General features: G+C 70.0%; 14 protein-coding genes. All 14 read left to right on the top strand.

All coding sequences use genetic code 11. The features are described 5' to 3' along the window. Window positions 1–79 precede the first annotated feature (79 nt). The 14 genes from rsmH (at window position 80) to B841_RS08870 (ending at window position 17378) form a co-directional block, all read left to right on the top strand. Entirely contained in the window at window positions 80–1114 is a 1035-nt protein-coding gene (gene rsmH / locus B841_RS08935; RefSeq protein WP_020935171.1) for a 16S rRNA (cytosine(1402)-N(4))-methyltransferase RsmH, read from the top strand. Continuing rightward, a complete protein-coding gene (locus B841_RS14130; RefSeq protein ID WP_020935170.1) occupies window positions 1111–1995 on the top strand; it encodes a hypothetical protein in 885 nt (294 codons plus the stop codon). Before rsmH ends, B841_RS14130 begins: the two co-directional genes overlap by 4 nt. Window positions 1996–2165: 170 nt before the next feature. After that, entirely contained in the window at window positions 2166–4052 is a 1887-nt protein-coding gene (locus tag B841_RS08925) for a peptidoglycan D,D-transpeptidase FtsI family protein (protein ID WP_020935169.1), read from the top strand. A 35-nt stretch (window positions 4053–4087) separates the two neighbouring features. Next, window positions 4088–5638 (top strand): UDP-N-acetylmuramoyl-L-alanyl-D-glutamate--2,6-diaminopimelate ligase, encoded by a 1551-nt coding sequence (locus tag B841_RS08920; protein ID WP_020935168.1) that lies wholly within the window; start codon window positions 4088–4090, stop codon window positions 5636–5638. Between the two features lie 2 nt (window positions 5639–5640). Further along, on the top strand, window positions 5641–7128 hold the full coding sequence (locus tag B841_RS08915) for a UDP-N-acetylmuramoyl-tripeptide--D-alanyl-D-alanine ligase (protein WP_020935167.1): 1488 nt from the start codon (window positions 5641–5643) through the stop codon (window positions 7126–7128). 43 nt (window positions 7129–7171) lie between these two features. Then, complete coding sequence (gene mraY, locus B841_RS08910) at window positions 7172–8272, top strand: phospho-N-acetylmuramoyl-pentapeptide-transferase (RefSeq protein WP_020935166.1); 1101 nt, start codon at window positions 7172–7174, stop codon at window positions 8270–8272. A 4-nt stretch (window positions 8273–8276) separates the two neighbouring features. Next, entirely contained in the window at window positions 8277–9689 is a 1413-nt protein-coding gene (murD, locus tag B841_RS08905) for a UDP-N-acetylmuramoyl-L-alanine--D-glutamate ligase (protein ID WP_020935165.1), read from the top strand. A gap of 6 nt (window positions 9690–9695) precedes the next feature. After that, entirely contained in the window at window positions 9696–11159 is a 1464-nt protein-coding gene (locus B841_RS08900) for an FtsW/RodA/SpoVE family cell cycle protein (RefSeq protein ID WP_020935164.1), read from the top strand. A gap of 5 nt (window positions 11160–11164) precedes the next feature. Next, window positions 11165–12247: an undecaprenyldiphospho-muramoylpentapeptide beta-N-acetylglucosaminyltransferase gene (gene murG / locus B841_RS14125; protein ID WP_020935163.1), complete on the top strand. Its 1083-nt coding sequence runs from the start codon at window positions 11165–11167 to the stop codon at window positions 12245–12247. 56 nt (window positions 12248–12303) lie between these two features. Next, entirely contained in the window at window positions 12304–13746 is a 1443-nt protein-coding gene (gene murC, locus B841_RS08890; RefSeq protein WP_245561087.1) for a UDP-N-acetylmuramate--L-alanine ligase, read from the top strand. Then, entirely contained in the window at window positions 13746–14441 is a 696-nt protein-coding gene (locus tag B841_RS08885; RefSeq protein WP_020935161.1) for a cell division protein FtsQ/DivIB, read from the top strand. Before murC ends, B841_RS08885 begins: the two co-directional genes overlap by 1 nt. A gap of 185 nt (window positions 14442–14626) precedes the next feature. Beyond that, window positions 14627–15883, top strand: a complete 1257-nt coding sequence (gene ftsZ / locus B841_RS08880) for a cell division protein FtsZ (RefSeq protein WP_020935160.1) — start codon at window positions 14627–14629, stop codon at window positions 15881–15883. A gap of 36 nt (window positions 15884–15919) precedes the next feature. Continuing rightward, window positions 15920–16651 carry a peptidoglycan editing factor PgeF gene (pgeF, locus tag B841_RS08875; RefSeq protein WP_020935159.1) on the top strand — a complete coding sequence of 244 codons (732 nt, stop codon included), beginning with the start codon at window positions 15920–15922 and terminating at the stop codon, window positions 16649–16651. 4 nt (window positions 16652–16655) lie between these two features. Next, the gene (locus B841_RS08870; RefSeq protein WP_020935158.1) at window positions 16656–17378 is read left to right on the top strand and encodes a YggS family pyridoxal phosphate-dependent enzyme; all 723 of its coding nucleotides are present in this window, start codon (window positions 16656–16658) and stop codon (window positions 17376–17378) included. The last annotated feature ends 59 nt before the right edge of the window (window positions 17379–17437 follow it).

Here is a 17437-nt window from a genome sequence, read left to right as displayed (position 1 = left end):
GGGCAGAGCCCTATACGCGCCCCAGTGGACCATTTACATATCAACGGCTCATAGGTTGAGAAACCAGAAGGGGGCGGGCGTGGCGGACAGCGGCGAAGCAGCCAACCACGGGCACGTTCCCGTGATGCGTGACCGGATGGCGGAACTGCTCGCCCCGGCAGTGGGGACGGCGGCCGCCGAGCATGGCGCCGCCGTCATCGTCGACGGCACCTTGGGCGCCGGCGGCCACACCGAACATTTTCTCACGCTGTTCCCGGAGGCGTATGTCATCGGCATCGACCGTGACCCGAACGCGCTGCGTGAGGCCAGTGAGCGGCTCGCCGGCTTCGGCGACCGCTTCGCCCCGGCGCAGGCGCGTTTCGATGACGTCGACCGGGTCGTCGACAGCGGCGCCGGAGAGGCCTTCAACCTCGCCCGCGCCCACGGCGTCGCCGGGGCGCTCTACGATCTCGGCGTGTCATCGATGCAGCTCGACCAGGTCGACCGCGGTTTCGCGTACCGCACCGACGCTCCCCTGGACATGCGCATGGACCCCACGCAGGGGATCACCGCGGCGGACGTGCTCAACACCTACGGCCACGGCGACCTCGCCCGCATCCTGAAGACCTACGGCGACGAGCGTTTCGCGGGAAAAATCGCTTCCGCAGTTCTGCGTGAGCGGGACAAGGAACCTTTCACCACCTCCGCCCGGTTGGTGGAACTGCTCTATGGTGTGATCCCCGCCGCGACTCGGCGCACCGGCGGTCACCCCGCCAAGCGCACCTTCCAAGCCTTGCGCATCGAGGTCAACGCCGAACTCGAGGCCGTGGAGAAGGCCGTCCCCGCCATCACCGGCCTGTTGGGCGTGGGCGGCAGGGCCGTGTTCATGAGTTACCAGTCGTTGGAAGACCGCATCGTCAAGCGATGCTTCACGGACCTGTCGACCTCGAAGACCCCGCCGGGGCTGCCGATGGACTTGCCGGGCACCGCCGCCAAGTTCCGCACGGTCACCCGCGGCGCAGAGAAGGCGACGGAGCAAGAGATCGAAGAAAACCCCCGCGCCGCCCCTGTGCGCGTACGTGCACTCGAGCGGGTTCTGCCCGACGACCCTCTTCCCCCGGGAGGCGACCGATGACCACCGAACACACCCACCCGAACAGAAAGGGGCCGCGCGCCATGGGAGCCAGCCGAGATTTCACCACCGGAACCCCGACCGGCGCCACGGGCGTCTTGGAGCGGGACCGGGTCAGCCATCCCCGCCGGGCGGCCGATTCCGCCGACGTCAACGCCCGCACCACCGCCCCGGCTCGGCCAAGCAGGACGGACGTCGCTCCTGACACGGAACGCACCGGCGCGCCGGGACGCAACAACCGACGGTTGGGGTCCCGTCAGGTCGTCTCCGTCCGCGGCCGCCGGGTCGCCCCGGCCAAGAAGGCCAGCTCCCTGGCGCGCGTCAGCGTCGTGGCCATCGTGATGTTGGTCACCGGCGTCGCCGTGGCGATGTGGCTCTCCGGCCTCGCGACCCAGCAGACTTTCCGGCTCCAGCAGCTGTCTTCCCAGGAGGCACAGCTGTCGAATCAGCTGGAGACGCTGCACCGCGATCTGGAGAACGTCAGCTCCTCCGCCGAGGTGGCTCGTCGAGCCAGCGACTTGGGCATGGTGGTGCCGCAGCAGCCGGGCATCCTCGAGGCCGGGCAGCCCGGCCAGGTCGAGGAGCTCCGCCCGGCGGGCCCCGGAACGAGCCCCGTCATCGACGTCAACGGCGCCCCGGTGCGACCGGGCCAGGCGTCCAGCGACCCGGACCGTACCGATGAGCTGGTCGACAGCCTGGCCACGGTGCCGGACAATCAGGCCCCGGCGCCCGCCCCGCCGGCGCCGAACGCCGACGTCCCGGCGGTCGCCCCGTACAGCAACAACGGCAACGGCGGGGCCCCAGCCCCAGCCCCGGCTCCGGCCGACGAAAACATCGAGAACACTGAGCAGACCCCGGAACAGGCAGGTGAGGGCGGGCTGTGACACGACGCAGCACCTCGGGACAGCGTTATGGACGGTCCGGGCGCGGAGGCAGCTCCGCGTCCGGCCGTGCGTCGTCACGCCCCCGAACCAGTGATGCGCGCCCCGGCGCCCGCCCGTCCAGGCCACCCCGCACGGACGCCGACGCGAAGTCGCCGACGCAGAAGCACACGATGACCCGACGCATCCGCGCCATCCTCGTGTTCACGGTCATTCTCGCCGTGATTCTCGTCGGCCGCCTCGCGTGGGTGCAGATCGTCTGGGGGCCGGACCTGGCGGCCCAGGCGCAGGAGCAGCGCGCCCGCGTCTACACGGAACCCGCGCGCCGCGGCACGGTCGTCGACCGGTCGGGCAACGAGCTGGCCTACACCATGTACGCCCGCAGCCTGACGGTGTCGCCGAATGTGCTGCGCGATGAGCTGCGCGAACAGCAGGACCTGGAGATGCGGGTGGAGGGCGACGCGGAGGAGCATTCCCCGGAGCAGTACAACGCCGAACTCAACACTCGGGTCACCGCGGTGCTCGAGGACATGGCCACCCGCATTCCGCAGATGATCTCGGAGACGGGCGCCTCTTCCGACGACGTCGACGATTCCGAGATCCTGGACAAGCTGCAGGCGGATTCCAGCTACGAGGTGCTGGTGCGCAACGTGGATCCGGACGTCGCCGTCGAGATCGCGCAGGAGTTCCACGGCGTCGCCGCCGACCACCAGAACATCCGCCAGTACCCCAACGGCGCGGTGGGGGAGAACGTCCTCGGGCGCGTGTCCATGGACGGGCAGGGCCAGTTCGGGTTCGAGACGTCCGCGGATTCGCTGCTGTCCGGCATCAACGGCCGCTCCACCGAGGACGTCGCGACCACGGGTCAGGCGATTCCGGGCACGTTGCGCGACGTCGTTCCGGCCGTGGACGGCCAGGACGTGCGGCTGACGCTGGACATCGACCTGCAGACGTACCTGCAGCAGCTGCTGGAGCAGGCCAAGACCAACTCGGGCGCGGAGTCCGCGGAGGCGGTGGTCCTCGACGTGGAGACCGCCGAGATCTTGGCGATGGCGAACACGGACACGATCGACCCGAACGGCGACATCGAGGAGCAGCTCGCCGACGGCAAGGACTTCGAGAACAAGTCGATATCGCACCCGTACGAGCCGGGGTCGGTGGCCAAGATCATCACGGCCGCCGCCACGATCAACGAGGGGTTGACCACCCCGGACGAGGTGCACCAGGTGCCGGGCACCATCGACATGGCCGGCGTGACCGTCGGCGACGCCTGGGAACACGGCGTCCTGCCGTACACGACGACCGGCATCTTCGGTAAGTCCTCCAACGTGGGCACCCTCATGCTCGCCGAGCGATTGGGGGAGGAGAAGTTCGCCGAGTACCTGGCCGACTTCGGCCTGGGCGCGCCCACCGGGGTGGAGCTGCCGAACGAGTCCGCGGGGCTGCTGCCGCCGCTGGAGCAGTGGTCGGGCGGCACGTTCGCCAACCTGCCGATCGGCCAGGGCATGAGCTGGACCACCCTGCAGATGGCGAGCGTGTACCAGGCGATCGCCAACGAGGGCGAGCGCATCGAGCCGCGCATCGTCGCGGACGTGGAGGGCGCCGACGGCTCCGACGGCGACGCCGGAGAGGCGGTCGAGGACAACCTCCCGGAGAGCACCCAGGTCATCAGCCCGGAGGCGGCGCGGACGGTGACGGACATGTTCCGGGCCACCATGCAGACCGACCCCGCCGGCGGCGACCAGTCCGGCACCGCCGGAGCCTCGGCGATCGAGGGGTACCAGACCTCCGGCAAGACGGGCACCGCCCAGAAAGTCGACGAGGACACCGGCGCCTACTCCAACAGCGAGTACTGGATTACGTTCGCGGGCATCGCCCCGGCCGACGATCCGCGTTTCGTGGTCGCCGTGATGGTGGACAACCCGGCGCGCGGCGTGATGGAAGGCGGCGCCGGCGGCCAGTCGGCGGGCCCGATTTTCCAGGCGGTGGCGTCCTGGCTGCTCGACCGCGACAACATTCCCCCGTCCCCCGAGACAGAGCCTCTGGTTCTGCAGCGCTAATCTTTTATTCCCACTGATTTTCTAGGAGGACACTCATGGCAGGCACCACTCCGGGCCAGCATCAGCCCCCGACCCTGGCCCGCCTGGCAGAGCTCGCCGGGGCCCGCATCGTCGGCGAGTCGCCGTCGGCGCTGGCCGCGCCGGTCACGGCCGTCGACCTCGACTCCACGAAGCTGGAGCCGGGTGCGCTGTTCGCCGCGGTGCCCGGCACCCGCGTCCACGGCGCCTCCTACGCCTTCGACTCGCCCGCCGGCGCGATCCTCACGGACGAAGACGGCCTGGCGCTGCTCGGCCAGACGGACGAGCGCCGGCCGATCTTGGTCGTCGAGGACGTCCGCCGCGTGCTGGGCGCCGTGGCCGCGGAGGTCTACGGGCACCCGACCCGCCGCATGACGGTCATCGGCGTGACCGGCACCTCCGGCAAGACCACCACCACCTACCTGCTGGAGCGCGGCCTGATGGCCGCCGGGCACAAGGTCGGGTTGATCGGCACGACCGGCACGCGCATCGATGGCCGTGAGGTGCCCACCACGCTGACCACCCCGGAGGCCACCACGCTGCAGCGGCTGTTCAAGGACATGGCCGACGACGGTATCACCCACGTGGTGATGGAGGTGTCTTCGCACGCGCTGGAGCTGGGTCGGGTGGGCGCGGTGGAGTTCGACGCCGCCGGGTTCACGAACCTGTCGCAGGACCACCTCGACTTCCACCCGACGATGGACGATTACTTCGAGGCCAAGGCGTTGTTCTTCGACCCGGCTTCGGCCATCCGCGCTCGCCGGGCCGTGGTGTGCGTCGACGACGAGTGGGGCCAAACGATGGCGCGGCGCGCCGGTGACGCGATGAAGGTGGCCACCCGGGGCCAGGCGGGGTTGGGCCCAGAGGACGTCACCGCCCGCCAGCTTTCGCAGGACGCCACCGGCGCGCAACGCATTGCCCTCACCCGCGGGGAGCGGACACTGGAGGTCGACCTGCCGCTGCCGGGTGACTTCAACATCGCCAACGCCGCCGTGGCGGTCGGTCTGGCGGCCGCCGTCGACGTCGACCTCGCCGCCTTTACCCGGGGGTTGGAGCAGGTGGCGGTCCCGGGCCGGATGGAGGCCATCGCGGAGGGGCAGGACTTCACCGCCGTGGTCGACTACGCCCATAAGCCGGCGGCGGTGGCCGCGGTGCTGGACACGTTGCGCGCGCAGAGCGGCGGCGGCCGGGTGGGCATCGCCCTCGGCGCGGGCGGTGACCGCGACGCCTCGAAGCGTGCGGTCATGGGCGCCGAAGCCGCCCGCCGCGCCGACCTGGTGATCGTGACGGACGACAACCCGCGCACCGAAGAACCCGCGCCGATCCGGGCCGCGGTCGTCGCCGGCGCCCGCGAGGTCGGCTCCGGGGCGGAGATCCGCGAGATCGCCGACCGGGCCGAGGCCATCGAGGCGCTCGTGGCCTGGGCCCGGCCCGGTGACACGGTCGTGGTCACCGGCAAGGGCCATGAGATCGGTCAGATCGTCGGGTCCGAGACCCGCCATTTCGATGACCGTGAGGAAGTGCGTCGCGCCCTGACCGAGCGCGCGACCCAGGAGAAGGGGCAGTAACCATGATCGACCTGACTCTCTCCCAGATCGCCGAGCTGACCGGCGGAGAGCTGCACAACGTCACGGACCCGCAGGCGCGGGTCACCGGCGGCGTCGAATTCGACTCCCGCAAGCTCGGCGACGGCGGCCTGTTCGTCGCGCTGCCGGGCGAACGCGTCGACGGCCACGACTTCGCCGCGCGCGCGGTCGCCGACGGCGCCATCGCCGTGTTGGCGGCGCGTGCAGTGGACGCCCCGGCGATCGTCGTCACGTCTGCCGATCAGACTGACGAAGCGGTGGCCCAGGCCGTCGTGGACGCCATGAGCGCCCTGGCCCGGCATGTGTCCACCACGCTGACCGTCGAGCACGGCCTGCGCATCGTGGGCGTCACCGGCTCCGCCGGCAAAACCTCCACCAAGGACCTGCTCGCCGCCGTGCTCGGCCGGGCCGGCGAGACCGTTGCCCCGCCCGGCTCCTTCAACAACGAGATCGGCCACCCCTACACCGTGCTGCGCTGCACCGGCGACACGGACTTTTTGGTCGCGGAGATGTCCGCCCGCGGCGTCGGCCACATCGCGCATCTGGCCGGCATCGCCCGCCCGCAGATCGGCGTGGTGCTCAACGTGGGCACCGCGCACCTGGGCGAATTCGGTTCCCGCGACAACATCGCCCGCGCCAAGGGCGAGCTGATCGAGGCGCTGCCCGCGGCCGCGGACGGCGGGGTGGCCATCCTCAACGCCGACGACCCCTTCGTCGCGGCCATGGCCCCGCGCACGACGGCGCGCGTGGTCACCTACTCCGCCGCCCAGCCCGTCGCCCCGGGGGCGGACTACTACGCCACGGACGTCGTCCTCGACGACGTCGCCCGCGCCTCCTTCACCATGCACACCCCGGCCGGCGACCCCGTGCGGGTGCGCCTGCGGGTCTTCGGCGCGCACCAGGTCGGCAACGCCCTGGCCGCCGCGGCCGCCGGCCTCGAATCCGGCATGAGCGTGGCGCAGGTGGCCGAGGCGCTGTCCGAGCACCACGCGGCGTCGGCCAACCGCATGGACGTGGCCAGCCGTTCCGACGGCCTCACCGTCATCAACGACTCCTACAACGCCAACCCGGACTCCATGCGCGCCGGCGTCGCCGCGCTGGCCTACACCGCCTCCGCCCGCCGCGGCGCCCGCGCGATCGCGGTCCTCGGTGAAATGGGTGAACTCGGCGACGACTCCGCCGCCGCGCACGAACGCGTCGGCGACGAGCTGGCCCGCTTCAACGTCAGCCACCTCGTGGTCGTGGGAACCTCTCCCGACGCCCGCGCCATGGCCACCTCGGCGGACAAGCAGGGTATAACTACTTGCGTCGCCCACGACGTCGACGAGGCCGTCCGGGAGGTCGAGGAGATCCTGCGCACCCCCAACCCGGATGTGCCGCAGGCCGAGGCCGACGGCGACGTCGTGTTGGTCAAGGCCTCCAACGCCATCGGCCTGTGGCACGTGGCGGACGCTCTCCTCGGCCGGCAATGACGGTCCCTCAGCAGTGATACCGAAGAAAGATTAGGACATTTCAGTGACACAGATCATCATCGCGGGAGTCGTGGCCTTCCTGACGGCCATCTTCCTGACCCCCGGGCTGATCCGGTATTTCTCTTCCGAGGGCATCGGACAAGAGATCCGCGAGGACGGGCCACAGACACACCTGAGCAAACGCGGCACCCCCACCATGGGCGGCATCGCGATCTTGGCCGGCATCACCGTGGCCTACCTCGCCAGCGGCTTTTACGCCATGGCCACCGGCAGCGGCGGATTCACCGCCACCGGTTGGCTGATCCTCGGGCTGACCCTGTCGCTCGGCGCGGTCGGTTTCGCCGACGACTTCATCAAACTGTTCCAGGGCCGTAACCTCGGCCTGAATTCGGGGCAGAAGCTGCTCGCCCAGCTGCTCATCGCGGTCATCTTCGGCCTGCTGATCCTGCAGTTCCCCGATGAAAACGGGCTGACCCCGGGCTCGACGCAGCTGTCGTTCCTCCGCGACATCGACACCGTCGACATCGCCGTCGGCGGCGGGATCATCGGCGTCATCCTCTTCCTGATCTTCATCTTCATCCTCATCGCCGCCTGGTCCAACGCGGTCAACCTGACCGACGGACTCGACGGACTGGCCGCCGGCTCCACCGCCATCGTGATGGGCGCCTACACGCTGATCACCTTCTGGCAGTTCCGCAACTCCTGCGCCGAAGAGGCCGTGGCGGGCTGCTACAACGTCCGCGACCCGCTGGACCTCGCGGTGCTGGCCGCCGCTGGGCTGGGCGCCTGCGCCGGCTTTTTGTGGTGGAACGCCTCCCCCGCGAAAATCTTCATGGGCGACACCGGCTCCCTGGCCCTCGGCGGCCTGGTCGCCGGCTTGTCCGTCGCCTCCCGCACGGAACTGCTCATGATCATCGTCGGCGCCCTGTTCGTCATGGAGGTCGCCTCCGTGGCCATCCAAGTGGCGGTGTTCAAGGTCAGCGGCAAGCGTGTCTTCCGCATGGCCCCCTTCCACCATCACTTCGAGAAGGGCGGTTGGCCGGAGACCACCGTCGTCGTGCGCTTCTGGCTGATCGCCGCCCTGGCCGCCCTGGCCGGCGTGGCCATCTTCTACGGCGACTGGCTCGCCGCGGCGGGGGTGTAGCGACATGGACGTGTTGACCCGACTACGCGCCGGCCACGTGCTGGTCACCGGCGCCGGCGTCTCCGGCGTCGGCGTCTCCCGCCTGTTGGTCGACCTGGGCTGCTCCGTCGTGCTCGTCGACGACGACGTCCACGCCCGGATCACCGCCTGCGAGGCCACCGGCGCCCGCCCCGCCTCCACCGACGACGCCCGCATCTTCATCGACTCGGAGGTCGTCTCCGCGGTGGTCACCTCACCCGGCTGGCGGCCGGACACGCCCCTGCTGACCTACGCCCAGCAGGTGGGCCTGGACATCCTCGGCGACGTGGAGCTGGCCTACCGCCTGGACCGCGCCGGAGCTTTCGGCGCCCCGCGCACCTGGCTCGTGGTCACCGGCACCAACGGCAAGACCACCACCACCGCGATGCTCGCCGACATCATGGCCGCCCACTCCGCCACGACCGGGCTGCGCGCCCAGGCCGTCGGCAACATCGGACTCGCCGTCGCCGACGCCCTGACCGCCGTCCCGCGCGTGGACGTGCTCGCCGCGGAGCTGTCCAGCTTTCAGCTGCACTGGTCGAGCGAACTGACCCCCGGCGCCGGCGTGCTGCTCAACCTCGCCGAGGACCACATCGACTGGCACGGCTCCTTCGCTGACTACGCGGCCGCCAAGGCCAAGGTGCTGCGCGGCAAACACGCCGTCATCGGCGCCGACGACGCCGAAGTCCGCCGCCTGGCGGACGCCACCGGCCGCGACGACGTCGTGGGCTTCACCCTCGGCGCACCCGCCGCGGGCCAGCTCGGAATCGTCGATGGACGCCTCGTCGACCGCACCGGCGACGACGTCGACCTGGGCCCCGCGGAGGGGCTGGAACCGGCGGGGCCCGCCGGGCAACTCGACGCCCTGGCCGCCGCCGCGATCGCCCGCACCCAGGGGGTGGGCGGGGACACCATCGCCCGCGCACTGGCGGAGTTCACCGTCGACGGCCACCGCGGCGCCGTCGTGCACCGCGGAGTGGGGCAGTGGGTGGACAACTCCAAGGCCACCAACCCGCACGCCGCCGCCGCGGCGCTGGCCGGGCGGGACAAAGTGCTCTGGATCGCCGGCGGCCAACTCAAGGGCGCCGACGTGGAGAACCTGATCCGCGAACACGCCCACCGACTCAGCGGCGCCGCCCTGCTCGGCGTGGACCGGCAGATCCTGGCCGACGCGCTGGCGGCGCACGCCCCCGACGTGGAGGTCTTCATCTCCGACGCCACGGACCCGGAACAGGCCATGAACGAGGCGGTGGGATGGGCCGCGGGCCGGGTCACCGACGAGCAGACGGTCCTGCTGGCCCCCGCCGCGGCCTCCCTGGACATGTTCACCGGCATGGGACACCGCGGCGACGTCTTCGCCGTCGCCGCCCGCCGACACGACCAGCCCCAAAGGAAGTAACCAGCCATGACCACCACCCGAGAACCCGCCCCCGGCCAGAACCGCGGCCGTTCCGCGGGTGCGTTCGGCGCCGTCGCCGCCCACATGTCCCGTCAGCCGGGACTGGATTACCTCATGATCCGCATCATCGTGCTGGCGCTGACCGGCATCGGCGTGGTCATGGTCTTCTCCTCCTCCATGACGTGGTCCGCCCTCGACGGCGCCACCGTCTGGGGAGAGGCCACCCGCCACGCCCTCATGGTCTTCGTCGGACTGGTCGCCTTCTGGGCGGCGCTGAAAATCCCGCTCAGATGGGTGCGGATGCTGGCGCCGTGGCTGATGATCCTCACGATCATCCTGCTGATCCTGGTGCTCACCCCGTTGGGCGTGGGCAGAGAATCGGTCGGCTCGCAGTCGTGGCTGCCGATCGGCCCCGTCCAAATCCAGCCCTCGGAGGTCGCCAGGGTCACCTTCGCCATCTGGGGGGCGTCGTTTCTGGCGGGACACCGACACACCGCGACGAACCTGCGCAGCCCGTTCACCTGGTACACGCTGGTCGCGATCCTCTGCTTCGGCCTGATCATCGCCCAGGGCGATTTGGGCATGGCCATGTCCTTCGGCGTGGTCGTGGCTTTCACCCTGATCTTCGCCGGCGTGGATTGGCGCCTGGTCGCCGCCGCCTTAGTGATCGCGGTCTTAGGGCTGGTGGCGGTGTTCGTCGGCGGCGGTTTCCGCGCGGCCCGCTTCCACACCTACTTCGACGCTTTCTCCGGTAATTTCCAGGACACCCAAGGTTCGGCGTTCCAGTCCTACCAAGGCTTTTTGTCGCTGGCGGACGGTTCGTTGACCGGCGTGGGCCTGGGGCAGTCCCGCGCCAAGTGGTTCTACTTGCCCGAGGCCAAAAACGACTTCATCTTCGCCATCATCGGGGAAGAACTCGGACTGATCGGCGGCGGACTGGTGATCCTGCTGTTCTGCCTCCTGGGCATCTTCGGCCTGCGTACCGCGCTGCGCGCCCAGAACCAGTTCCAGGCGCTGCTGGCCGGCACCCTGACCATCGGCGTGGTCTCCCAGGCGTTCATCAACATCGGCTACGTCGTGGGCCTGCTGCCGGTCACCGGCGTGCAGCTGCCGATGATCTCCGCCGGCGGCACCGCGGCGATCATCACGCTGGCGTCGATGGGGCTGTTGGCCTCGGTGGCGCGTCACGAGCCGCAGTGCGTCTCCGGGATGCAGAGCTACGGACGCCCGCTCTTCGACCGCCTCTTCTTCCTCCGCGAGCCCGGCCTGGAGGGCGAGAAGAAACGCCCCGAGGACCGCACCAAGAAAAACAATGAACGGCGCTTCGGTGAACCAGTCACCGCGGTACGTCCCCGGGCGGAGCAGCGCACGGAGGCGCGACACCCTGGTGGTAGCGTCGAATCGGATTATCAGCCTCAGCGCCCCCGCCCCACCCGGGGCGGCGACGCCCGACGCCCGAGGAGGCGCTAGCACCCATGACTTTCACCGTCGCCCTGGCCGGCGGAGGCACGGCCGGCCACATCGAACCGGCGCTCGCCGTCGGCGAGGCCCTGCAGACCCGCCACGACGCCACGGTCATCGCACTGGGCACCGAACGCGGCCTGGAGACCGACATCGTCCCCGACCGCGGCTTCGCCCTGCACCTGATCCAGCCGGTGCCGGTGCCCAGGAAGATCTCCGCGGACCTCCTGGCGTTGCCGTTCAAGGTGGCACGCTCGGTGTGGCAAGCCCGCCGCATCTTCACCCGGGAAGGCGTCGACGCCGTGTTCGGCACCGGCGGCTACGTCTCCGCGCCGGCCTACCTGGCCGCCAAATCCCTGCGACTGCCGTTTTACGTCCATGAGAGCAACGCCATCGCCGGCGCCGCCAACAAACTCGGCGTCAAACTCGGCGGCGTCGGTTTCAACGCCGTCGCCGACTCCGGCATGTCGGGCCAGGTCGTCGGTGTTCCGGTGCGCCCGGGCCTCGGGGACGACCCAGACGGGGAGGCCGCCGCCCGCGGACGCGAGCGATGGGGGCTCGACCCGGACCGCCCCGTCGTCCTGGTCACCGGCGGCTCCCAAGGCGCGGCGTCGCTCAACGAGGCCGTCGCCGACGCCCGGGAGCGGCTCATCGCCTCCGGCTACCAGATCCTCCACGCCTACGGGAAGAAGAACGAGGCGCCGGCCGAACTCGCGTACCATATCGCCGTGCCCTACATCGAGGACATGGCCGCCGCCTACGCCGCGGCCGACCTCATCGTCTGCCGCGCCGGGGCCATGACCGTCGCCGAGGTCACCGCCGCCCGCCTGCCCGCCATCTATGTGCCCCTGCCGCACGGCAACGGCGAGCAGGGACTCAACGCCGACGAAGTCGTCGCCGCAGGCGCCGCCTTGCGCGTCGCCGACGAGACGCTGACAGGCGACTGGCTGGCCGGGGAAGTGGACAAGATCTTCACCGAACCGGGCCGTCTGGCAGAGATGCGGACCGCCTACGACTCCACCGGCGCCGGCGACGTCGCCGCGACCCTGGCCGACCGCATCGCCGCCACCGCCTCACCCAAGGAGAACTTCCAGTGACCACCCCAGGAATCGACCTGTCCCGCGTGCACCTCGTCGGCATCGGCGGATCCGGCATGTCCGGCGTCGCCCGCATCCTCATAGACCGGGGCTCCGTCGTCTCCGGCTCCGACGCGAAGGACTCCCGCCCCGTACGCCTCCTCGAACAAGCCGGCGCCCACATCGCCGTGGGCCACGACGCGGGCAACCTCTCGCTGACCGGGCAGCCGCCCACCGTCGTAGTGACCTCCTTCGCCGCAATCCCGCAGGACAACCCCGAGCTCGTCGCCGCCCGCGACCACGGCATCCCGGTCATCCGCCGCTCCGAGCTGCTCGCCGAATTGATGGCGGGCAGCCGCCAGGTGCTCTTCGCCGGCACCCACGGCAAGACCTCCACGACGTCGATGGCGGTCGTCGCCATGCAGGCCGCCGGGCTGGACCCCTCCTTCGCCATCGGCGGGCAACTGAACAAGGCTGGCACCAACGCCCACCACGGCACCGGCGACTCCTTCGTCGCCGAAGCCGACGAATCGGACGCCTCCCTGCTCGGCTACCGGCCGGACGTGGCCGTGGTGACCAACATCGAGCCCGACCACCTGGACTACTTTAAAACCCAGGAAGCCTACTTCCAGGTCTTCGCCGACTTCGCCGAACGCGTCACCGACTCCGGCCACCTGGTCGTCTGCCTCGACGACGACAACGCCGCCGGGCTCGGCTCCCAGGCAGCGGCGCGCGGCATGGCCGTCCTCGGCTACGGCACGACCGCCGCCCTGCAGCGCCACCCCGACATCGCGCCGGGCGTGGAGATCACGGGGCTGCGCCCGACGGAGACCGGTTCGGAGATCTCCGTGCGTCTGTGGGTCGACGGGCGGGGCACGCGCCTGGCGGAGCCGGTGGAGCAGGCCTACGCTCTGGCGATGCCGGGCGAGCACATGGCGTTGAACTCCGCGGCGGCGTTGCTGGCCGGCGTGCTGGCCGGCGGCGGCGACGACGAGATCATTCGCGGGCTGGGGGAGTTCACCGGCGTGCGCCGTCGTTTCGAGTACCACGGCACCGTGGCAGAGGGGGTGTACGCCGGCGTGCGCGTCTACGACGATTACGCGCACCACCCGACGGAGGTGGAAGCGGTGCTCAAGGCCGCCCGCCAGACGGTGGAGGCGGAGGTCGCCGACGACGAGGGCACCCGCGACCGCGGCCGGGTCGTGGCGTGTTTCCAGCCGCACCTGTATTCCCGCACCATCGAGTTCGCGGAGGAATTCGCCCAGGCGCTGTCGTTGGCCGACGCGGTGGTCGTGCTCGACATCTTCGGCGCCCGCGAGACTCCCGTCGAGGGCGTGAGCAGCCGCATCATCACCGACCGCATCACCGACGACGGCGTCCGGGTCGCCTACGAGGCCAGCTTCATCGACGCACCGGCGACCGTGGCGTCGATGACGGAGCCCGGTGACCTGGTGATCACGATGGGCGCGGGCACCGTCACGATGCTCGCCCCGGAAATCCTCAGCGAGCTCGGCGGATAATGTCCACGTCGGCTGCGCAGGATCAGCGCCGTGGCCGGGGCGGGCGTCGCATCGCCCTGCTCGTGGTCGCCGCGGTGGCGGTGGCGGCGATCGCCGCCGTCGTGGTGTGGGCGTTTCCGGTGTTCAAGGTCTCGGCGATCGAGGTCACCGGCAATGAGCGGGTGACCGAAGAGACCGTGTGGGAGTTGACGGGGGTGCCGGAGGGGGAGAACCTGTTGCGGGTCGACACCGTGGCGGCGGCCTCCGGGGTGGTCTCCGACCCCTGGGTCAGCGCTGCGACGGTGACCCGCCAACTGCCGTCCACTCTGAAGGTGGAGCTGGAGGAGCGCACGGTGGTCGCTTACCGAGAGGGCGACGACGGCCCGGTGCTCATCGACTCCGAGGGCGCCCCGTTCATCGTCGAGTCACCCCCGGAGGGGGCGGTCCTGGTCACCGGCGACGCCGCCGACGAGGAGCCCGTTCTGGCCGGAGCGGTGGATATCGCGGCGGCGATCCCGGCGGAAGTTCGGGAGCAGGTGGCCACCTTGGAAGCTGAGAGTCCTCGCAGCTACACTTTTGTCCTGCATGACGGTCGGCGCGTTTACTGGGGCGCCAGCACGGACAACGCGAACAAAGCGCTGGCGATGGAGACTGTGCTCCACCGCGACGGCTCCGAGTGGGACATCTCCAACCCGGAGTTGGTGACGGTGCGTTGACCGTGCGGCAGGTCAAAAGAAAACCCCAGGCCAAAACCCTAAAGTAAAGCTTGAGGGTGCCGACACGCCGCTAGAATGTGCCTTAAAATCACACCCGTGTCGCCGATGATGGACACAGCGTTATTTTTGGTCGCCTTTTCGGCGCCAGCCCCTTATCCCCGAACTGAAAGGCGAGCTAACTCCCTATGACTTCCCCGAACAACTACCTCGCCGTCATTAAGGTCGTCGGTGTAGGCGGCGGCGGCGTCAACGCCGTCAACCGCATGATCGAGGAAGGGCTCAAGGGTGTCGAGTTCGTCGCGATCAACACCGACTCCCAGGCTCTGCTCTTCTCCGACGCCGACACCAAGCTCGACATCGGCCGCGAGGCCACGCGCGGCCTCGGCGCCGGCGCCAACCCGGAGGTCGGACGCACCTCCGCGGAGGACCACAAGAACGAGATCGAGGAGACTCTCAAGGGGTCCGACATGGTCTTCGTCACCGCCGGCGAAGGTGGCGGCACCGGCACCGGCGCCGCCCCGGTCGTCGCCGGCATGGCCAAGAAGATGGGCGCGTTGACCATCGGCGTGGTCACCCGCCCGTTCTCCTTCGAAGGCAAGCGCCGCACCCGCCAGGCCCTGGAGGGCATCGCGAACCTCAAGGAGGTCTGCGACACCGTCATCGTCATCCCGAACGACCGTCTGCTGCAGCTGGGCGATCAGGACCTGACGATGATGGAGGCGTTCCACGCCGCCGACAAGGTTCTGCACAACGGTGTGCAGGGCATCACCAACCTCATCACCATCCCCGGCGTGATCAACGTGGACTTCGCCGACGTCCGCTCCGTCATGGCCGACGCCGGCTCCGCGCTCATGGGCGTGGGCTCCGCCCGCGGCGACAACCGCGTCATGGAGGCCACCGTCCAAGCGATAAACTCCCCGCTGCTGGAGACCACCATGGAAGGCGCGACCGGCATTCTGCTGTCCGTGGCCGGCGGCTCCGACCTGGGGCTGCAGGAAGTCAACGCCGCCGCCTCCATCGTGGAGGAGCAGGCCGACGAGGACGCCAACATCATCTTCGGCACCATCATCGACGACAACCTCGGCGACGAGGTGCGCGTGACCATCATCGCCACCGGCTTCGACGCCGCCGCCAACCAGCTGGACCACGGCGGCTCCGCGCCGCAGTCCGAGCAGGAGCAGGCCCAGCGCCAGGACCCGACCCCGGCCCCGACGCAGCAGCCCGCCCAGGGCTCCGGCTCCACCCGCGGTTCGCTCTTCGAGTCCGCCCGCGAGCAGCGCGGCGGCGAGGAAAACTACCCGGGCCGACACCGCTACGATGAGCGCCCGAGCCGCGGCGACCGCTCCGGCGGGTTGTTCACCGACGGACGTCGCTCCGAGCGCATCGATCCGCGCGACGACGAAGACGACGACGATCTGGACGTGCCGTCCTTCATGCGCTAGCAGGACCGGCAGAACTGATCAGCTAGCCTGGAGGCCATGACAGCTTCCCCCACCCACCGCCCCGTCCGCATGGTGTTCACCACCCGTGCCGGCGGGGCGTCGGCGTCTCCGTACGAATCTTTTAACCTGGCCCACCACGTGGGCGACGACCCGACGGCCGTGGACGCGAACCGCGCCCGCCTCGCGGACTCGCTGGGGTTGACGCCGGGTGCGCTCGTGTGGATGGAACAGTTGCACACCAACACCGTCACCGTGGTCGATTCGGCTCAATCTGACCCGGTGGAGGCGACGGACGCCCTGGTGACCACCACCCCGGGGCTGGCGCTGGCGGTGCTGGTGGCGGACTGCGTGCCGCTGCTGCTCGCCGATCAGGCCAACGGCGTGGTCGCCGCCGTGCATGCGGGGCGAATGGGCGCCCGCAACGGGATCGTGCCCGCCACGGTCGCGAAGATGGTGGAGCTCGGCGCACAGCCCAGCGGCATCCAGGCGGTGATGGGCGCGGCGGCCGCCGGGCGCAACTACGAGGTGCCGCAGGAGATGGCCGACGACGTGGAGCGACGGCTGCCGGGGTCCCGGACCCGCACGTCCCAGGGCACCTGGGGCATCGACGTCCGGGCGGGGCTGATTCGGCAATTGATGTCGCTGGGGATCACCGCGATCGAGTCGGACCCGCGGTGCACGATTGAGGACGACGATTTCTTTTCTTATCGACGCCAGGGGACGACCGGTCGCCAGGCCGGCGTCGTCTGGTTGAATTCGGAGGTGTGAGCTCATGACGGACACGGCCCAACACATAGAGGCGTTGCGGGAGAACCTGGCGGCGGTGCGTCGCCGCATCGCCGCGGCTGAACGCGCCGCCGGCCGGACAGAAGGCAGCGTCGACCTGCTGCCGGTGACGAAATTCCACCCCGCCGAGCACGTGGCGCTGTTGGCGGAGTTGGGGATCACGGACGTCGCGGAGAACCGGGAGCAGGAGGCGCGCGCCAAGGCCGAGGCCATCCCCGCGCTGCGGTTTCACATGATCGGACAGATTCAAAGCAAGAAAGCCAACGCCGTGGCCCGATGGGCGGGGGCGGTGCACTCCCTGGACTCCCTGAAGCTGGCGACGGGGCTGGAGCGCGGCATGGCGCTGGCGCTGGAGCGCGGGGAACGCGGGGAGGATAATGCCGTCCTGCCGGTGTATCTGCAGGTGTCGGTGGACGGCGACGGGGCGCGCGGGGGAGTCCCGGCCGCGGACCTCGACGAACTGGCCGACGCCGTGTCGGACAGCGAGCACCTGGAGCTGGCCGGCCTGATGGTGGTGCCGCCCTTGGGTGAGGACCCGACCCCCGTGTTCGAAAAAACGCGTATCATGGCTGATGAGATGGGAGAAAGACTAGGTCGACCGCTCCGCCTCTCGGCCGGCATGTCGGGAGATCTCGAAGCCGCCGTGGCCGCGGGATCTGACGTCGTGCGTGTCGGAACCGACGTGATGGGGCACAGGCCGTTAGCCTAAGTTCATTAGGTCACCTTCTGCAGGTCAGGCCAGTTAAACGGTCGGGTCCAGCCACACTG

It is taken from the genome of Corynebacterium maris DSM 45190, assembly GCF_000442645.1.
GTDB lineage: Bacteria > Actinomycetota > Actinomycetes > Mycobacteriales > Mycobacteriaceae > Corynebacterium > Corynebacterium maris.
Note: the sequence above shows the minus strand (reverse complement) of the source record. Positions and strands in the feature narration are given on the sequence as shown.